At 58.3% G+C, this 6,539-nt stretch carries 3 protein-coding genes; 1 reads left to right on the top strand and 2 read right to left on the bottom strand.

Features of this window, described 5'->3' with window-relative positions; all coding sequences use genetic code 11:
- Positions 1-77: 77 nt before the first annotated feature.
- Positions 78-563 (bottom strand): MBL fold metallo-hydrolase, encoded by a 486-nt coding sequence (locus tag QJT78_RS47310; protein WP_281460733.1) that lies wholly within the window; start codon positions 561-563, stop codon positions 78-80.
- Positions 564-1,059: 496 nt separating this feature from the next.
- On the opposite strand from QJT78_RS47310, the gene QJT78_RS47315 reads away from it, so the two are divergent.
- Entirely contained in the window at positions 1,060-2,337 is a 1,278-nt protein-coding gene (locus QJT78_RS47315; RefSeq protein ID WP_038943767.1) for a patatin-like phospholipase family protein, read from the top strand.
- Positions 2,338-2,401: 64 nt separating this feature from the next.
- Here the strand turns inward: QJT78_RS47315 and QJT78_RS47320 are convergent, their stop codons facing one another.
- On the bottom strand, positions 2,402-5,761 hold the full coding sequence (locus QJT78_RS47320; protein WP_028149394.1) for an adenylate/guanylate cyclase domain-containing protein: 3,360 nt from the start codon (positions 5,759-5,761) through the stop codon (positions 2,402-2,404).
- Positions 5,762-6,539: the final 778 nt, after the last annotated feature.

Below are 6,539 nucleotides of genomic sequence, written 5' to 3' on the forward strand. Positions count from 1 at the left end.
TGCCGAAAGTCATCGCCGGTGTAAAGTTCATCGACGGAATCGAAGTCATTCCGAACACTGAAAGCCACGCCGCCTGATCAGGCCGCGTCACCCAAAATCAGCCATAGCTCCACTGGAAATGCGCCAGTCTTCTCGTCAAAAAGCCTGTTGAGAAAAATCGCAAAGTCAGGGGCCGCATCGTCGCCTGTAGGACCGAAAACCTTGAGAGGTTCCTTGCGGACCTCGTGGCTCAGCCAAAGGAACGCAGGCAAGTCGGAAACGTGATCTGGATGAAGATGGCTTATTCCGACCATCCACAAGTCTTCGAGTTTGGCTTGCGATTCACCAAAGCGGTGTTGAGCGCCACCGCCCATGTCGATGAGTATTCTTGCGCGCCCCTCGATCCAGACCAGATAACTCGACGATGCCCGAGTGGGATTCATTCTGGGGCCACCAGAACCGAGGATTTGCACGTCGAGCGGCGTTGTGCCGCAACTCTGTCCGAAAGCGCTCAAACTGTTCAATGACGCACAGAAACTCCCCAGCAAGAAAATAACCGGAAGCCGAACCATGAAGACACCCATGTGTTCAAACAGAGTCTATCAAATCGGTCTTGCAAATTTCACGACAGGGCATTTTGCCAGCAGCTAAGCTAGTCAACGGGGGTAACAGCGGCAAGTCATGATCGCTAGGGATCGACGTCTGCGGGGTCATAAGCGGACATCTGAGCAAAGACTACAAAGCGTCCGCTTTGGGCCAATAACGGAAGTCGCGATTGGACAACAGGTCCGCTGCCATGGTCGGCAATAAATATCGTACGTGAAGTGGTTCACAAATGGACGGTCCAGACCGCGATACGCTGAGCGGGCTCTTGGCCGACGTGCGCCAGTGGGATCAGCAGATTCGAGATCGAACATCGACGTCCACCGCTCCGTCGCACGTATCGTAATTCGCAATGCTGGCACAATGAACTGGCAAAGTTGGTTCGATGGCATTCTGTGCGGCCGAGAGCCCAAGAACGGCCAATCTCGTCACGCAATTCAGAAAGTTGATTGGAGAATAAGCCACACGATAAATCAGATGGAGGATCCGATGGTAAAGAGAGCGATTGCGCTCGGCGGAGGCGGTCCGGCAGCAGGATTGCACATCGGGGTTCTGGAAGCCCTTGCCAACGCAGATATAGAGTTTGACGTGTGGGCGTTGTCCTGCATCGGCGCCTGGGTTGGGATCGTCTACAATCAGTTTGATGGAGTTGAAAACAAAGTCAGGGCGGGAAAGACCTATCAATTTTTCAAGAATGGGGTGTTTCGAGACGACGAAGGCTATAAGCGCTTCCCCATAAACACCGTGTTTGGTCCGGATTGGGCAGGAAGCATGAGCAGGGCTCTGACCAGCTTCGTCATGGATCCTAAGAACTATCTGCATTTATGGGACCCATCGACCGTGGTGAATGCCTTCAGGGATTCTATGTCGCTCTGGTTCCCTCAACAGAAGTTCACGATCCCGGACGACGGGGACATCAACAGATGGATCCTTAATCAGGTCCTGGCACCCAATCCCTTCGTTCGCTATCTCACGTCAATGATGTACTTGTCCCATGTCACTGGCCTCTCCAAGATCAACTATCCGAATAGCCAGTTCATGAAGAGCATAAATTTCGAAGCGCTCAAAGAGCCTGGAAAGCCCGTCATATTTCACAACGCCTGGAATCTCGATGACCATAAGCTCGCGTTGTTTTCCAACCGACCAATGCTCCAGCAAGCCGACAAGAAAGAGTACAAAGGGCCAATCAGCGCGTCCAGCCTATGTGCGTGCTCAGCTCTTCCCTTCATCGAAGAAACAGTTGAGATCGACGGAGTTACGTACTGCGAAGGAGCGCTGATCGACACCGTCAACTTCGAGAGCTTGCTCGAGGAGCACCATAACCCACCGGACGATACGCTGGACGAAGTATGGGTCAGCAGGATCGTTGATTCAAAGAAGGTCCGCAAACCGAAAGACCTTCATGATGCTCTGGCGAATCTCTGCCAGTTATTCGCAGCGACCGTTGGCGAAGATGACGTCAGGATCTTCAAATATCACGTGCAGTACGACGAACCCAAATGGGAAGGCATAATCGTCGAGATCCAGGTGCCGGGGCACATCAATTTCAAATGGAATCACAGCAACCTCTATAACGGGCGAGAGCTGGGAAGAGCCGCTGCGGAACAGGCAATCAAGAGGTATCGCGCACATCCAAACCTTCCGCCGCATGACGGGCCGCACTTTATAAATGAGCATCCGGAGAAAAACGACAAGGAGGGATGGCAAAAGGTGCAAGATACGTATCGTAAATGCCGAGAGCGAGCGGATGCGTAGTGCCAAGGTTAAAGTAGCTCTACAACCGCTGAACCGGACTCCACTATCTGTCGTCCAGGCAGAATTACCGCAGTCGGTGGAGTAGCGCCCTTGCTTGTTTTAGATCCTGCGTTTCAAAGCCCTCGGTGAAATCCGCGTAGACGGGAGCAAGCAGGTCGAGCGCTTCATTGCGTCTGCCCTGATCGACCCACAAGGCGCCGAGGTCCACTGCAACTCGAAGTTCAAGGGCCTTGGCGTGTTGGCTTCTTGCAGTTGTAAGTGCGCGCTCGAACAGTGATTGCGCATCGGTGCCGGCTCCCGGTACGCCATCGACGAGCAGCACGCGCGCCTTCAGTCGATACAGTTCGGCCTCAAATATCCGCTCGCTGTTACGGCTGGTTGTAGCAAGGCCTTGTTCGATCAGATCGAGCGTGGCTTCGCGCTGACGGCTCGACAGCAACGCCGGGCTCAGGAGCACGTATAGGGCCGTGATGCCGAGCTGATAGCCGGCGTTACGGTATTCATTCATCGCAGCCTGGATTTCCGCGAGCGCGGCGGACGAAGGATCAAGAAAGCTGGCACTTATCCCCCGGACGGCGCGCGCCAATCCTCGCCATTGCCGAAATCCGTGCTCCTCCGACAAGGCGAGACAGCGCTCGGCATAGCCGTGCGCAGTCAGGAACTCGCCCCGAAGAGCGTGGAGAATGGACGCATAATAGCATCCATAAGCCTGCGAATGCGGATGACCGATCGCGTCGGCACGCCGAACCGCGGTGTCCAGTCGTTCGAGCGCGGTATCGGGGCGGCCCAGCAGCCAGAGCGCCCATGACATCAGGGCAAGGTCGGCTACGCCCGCATCCTGGCCGGCGGCACGCGCCGCCAACCTGTCCTGCTCGTTGCTTGCCTCGAACGCGTCGAAGGCCCGTACGATCACTTCGTGGGCTCCTGTGAGATGTCCCATGAAAAGTCGAATCATGCCTTGTCCACGCATCGCGTTGAGCAACGTTGGTCGATCGCCGCGCGCCTCCGCGAGTTCGAGCAGCGCCGAGATCATTTCCTCGGCGACCGGCAACTCGCCACGAATGACGCTCGCGGTGGTCAACCAGAACATAATTTGTAGTTGCTCGGGGGGATCTTCGAGGCGCTGGCACAGCTCGCGTGCGCGAGCGAAGATCGCCACCGCATGTGGCGATGCCGGTCCCTGGGTAGCGATCAGGCATGGTCCCAGCGCGAACTGGAAATCAAGCTCTCGTCTGTCCTTCCGAGCACCGTCGGCCAAATGGGCCAACACCTCGATGCCCTTCCGCAGGTGTGCGATAGCTTCGAGGTTGGCGGAGCGCATGGCCGCCTTCCTTCCCGCCTGAAGCCAATATTCCCCTGCCTTTTCGAACAGTCCCGCCTCCGTGAGGTGGAGCGCGAGAGTCTCGGGTTGAGCCTCCACGATTTCCGGGAACTGTTGCTCGAACACGTCCGCGATGGTGGCGTGCAGCGTAGCGCGTCGGCTCTTCAGAAGCCCGGATTCGGCAGCGTCGCGTACCAGCGCATGCTTGAAAGTATAGACCGCCCGGGGGATCTCGCCCCGGCAGAATATCAGCTCCGCCCGGACAAGCTGGGCAAGTGCCTCCTCCAGCGTCTGCCTTGGCAACTCGGCAACGGCGCTCAGCAGTTCGTAGGAGAACTCGCGCCCCACGACGGCGCCGATCTGAGCCACGTATTTCACCGGAGCCAATCGGTCGAGCCTGGCCATCAGCGATGCGCTCAACGTCGTCGGAATCGCCATCGATGGTAGCGGACGGCTGAGCGTGTAATGGTCGTCCCGCTCCTGTAGCAGCCCGGTTTCGAGCACGGCCTTCGTCAGTTCCTCGACGAACAAGGGTACGCCATCGGTACGGGCGAGGATTTGGTGCATGACCTCCTCGGGGAGCGTCTTGCCGGCGGTGACGCGCTCGACCAATGCCGCCCCGTTGCGCCGACTGAGCCGCGTGAGCGAGATCGTCGTCACATGGGCATGACCAGGCCAGGGCGGCGCGAACTCCGGTCTCGCCGTGATCAGCAGCAGCACGCGAAGCCGCGGCAGCTTTTCCAGTGTAACCGCGAGCAGTTCCAGCGACGTCGGATCCGCCCAATGGGCATCCTCGAATATGACGAACACCGGCTGACGCGCCGCCAATGCTTCGAGCTGGGCCAGGAACGCTGCCAGCGTCATGTCCTTGCGGGTCTGCGGAGTCATTTCGGGAAGGCGATAGCGGTCGCGAAGCGGAAGCGACAGAAGATTGGCCAGGGCCGGCACCACGCGGTCTGCATCGGCGCCAAACCGCAGGAGCAGAGCTTCAAGTTTGGCAAACTTCTCCGTCGGTGTCTCGCCTCGCTCGAACCGGGCGGCACGTTCGAGGTTGGCGATGAACGGATACAGCGCACTGTTGGCGTGGTGCGCCGAGCAGAAGTGCCGTACCGTAATGTGCGGTTCGGCCTGGAGCCGCTCTTGAAGCGCCAGCGCGATATGCGACTTACCGATACCCGGCTCTCCAGTTAGAACCACGACGCAGCCTTCGCCCGACGCGGCATGCCGCCAGCGCCGCAACAGCAGCTCGATCTCCTCGTCACGCCCGATTAGCGGTGTCAATTGCGTCTTGTGCTGGGCCTCGAAGCGGCTTTCCACTCCACTGATCCCGAGCACCTGCCATGCAGGTATTGGCTCCGCCCATCCCTTGAGCGCGACAGAACCGAGATCGCGGTACTCGAAATGTCCATCGGTGAGCTGGTGCGTGCTCTCGGAGATCAGCACCATGCCGGGCTCGGCGAACTGCTGCAGGCGAGCGGCCAGGTTCGGTGTCTCACCAATCACCGCCTGCTCCTTGGCGGCGCCTTCGCCGGTCAGATCGCCCACGACGACCATTCCGGTGGAGATGCCAACGCGGACCTGTAGTCTCGTACCGATATCTGTCTGGAGATTGGCCACGGCATCGACCAGTGCCAGCCCCGCACGTGTCGCCTGCTCGGCATCGTCCTCGTGGGCCTGGGGATAGCCGAAATAGGCAAGCACGCCATCCCCCATGTACCGCGCGATGACGCCCTCACTCCGGGCGATAACATCCGCGATGCAGTCGTGATAGGCGCCGATGACTGCGCGCAAGTCCTCTGGATCCAGTCGGACCGAAAGTGCCGACGAATCCACGAGATCGCAAAACATGACCGTCAGTTGGCGCCGCTCGGCACTGTCCCGCGGCGCTGGTTTGGCGGCCGTTCGGGCTGATACGAGGACTTCACTCTTGAGTTCTGCAATTGCGCGCAGAATTTTGCGCCGGTGCCCAAGCAGGACGCCAAGGTCCTTGAGGTCCTGCTCCGTGAGATCGCTAACGACCGAGAAATCGATGCCGTTCTCGGCGAAACGCTGGGCGTACTCCCCCAAACCGATCGATGCGAGCCACTCTGCAGTACCTGTCATGGGATACCTTGGCCTCTACGATAAGAATAGCACATTGGAAGAGTCTGCGAAGGCGCATCTATCGCCGGAAGCGCAGATCGCCGGACCTCTCGCCCAATTGAAAGGGCTCCGGCGAAAACTGGATGCTGCCAGCGATGTCGCAGTTGGGTCAAAAACCGACATCAAGCAGACGGCCACGATAGGTCGGCCATGAGCCAATAGCGGTCCTCAGCGAGGCCGGACGTAATATGCACTTTGTGCCAAAATGCTGATTCAAGATGGGGCGCAACTGATGTTCGATTTGTTGCGCCAATTTTGGGATGATTGATTAGCCTTTGCTGTGGCCCAAGATGTCGGCGCGCAAGCGGCTCCATTTCATCGGGTGATGGTATGCTCCACCGTTCCCAATTGTCGCGGGCGGGCTTTAGCTTGCCGATCCCCTAGTAACCGGGGTGTCCGAGTTGGCGATGGAAGCCACCGGCTGTCCATGGGCAGCGATGATGGCATTGTGCCACTGTTTTGCCCGACGGATCAAGCTGATTTCGTAAAATCCGCAGTTGCTGGGTATCAAGCCATTGATATCGCTGCCGCCAGCTACTGTGCATGGGGTTGTTTTTCGATATTTTTGTTGTGCGGCTCGCCGAGCCCGAGCCCGAGCCCGAGCCCGATCCCGGCTCGCTCTAGTGTCCACCTAGTACCCGGAATCAGAGCTGAGTGATACGGCGGCCTTTGAAACGGCGTTGACGGACCTTTTTCTTGGTCCAGACGAAGGGCTCGGCTCTGTCGTTGTATGCGTTGA

Origin of the sequence: Bradyrhizobium sp. Mp27, from assembly GCF_029953005.1 — a bacterium.
Lineage (GTDB): Bacteria > Pseudomonadota > Alphaproteobacteria > Rhizobiales > Xanthobacteraceae > Bradyrhizobium > Bradyrhizobium barranii.

Coding starts and splice junctions, on each gene's coding strand:
- QJT78_RS47310 (WP_281460733.1), bottom strand. CDS start 563: ATGGGTGTCTTCATGGTTCGGCTTCCGGTTATTTTCTTGCTGGGGAGT.
- QJT78_RS47315 (WP_038943767.1), top strand. CDS start 1,060: ATGGAGGATCCGATGGTAAAGAGAGCGATTGCGCTCGGCGGAGGCGGT.
- QJT78_RS47320 (WP_028149394.1), bottom strand. CDS start 5,761: ATGACAGGTACTGCAGAGTGGCTCGCATCGATCGGTTTGGGGGAGTAC.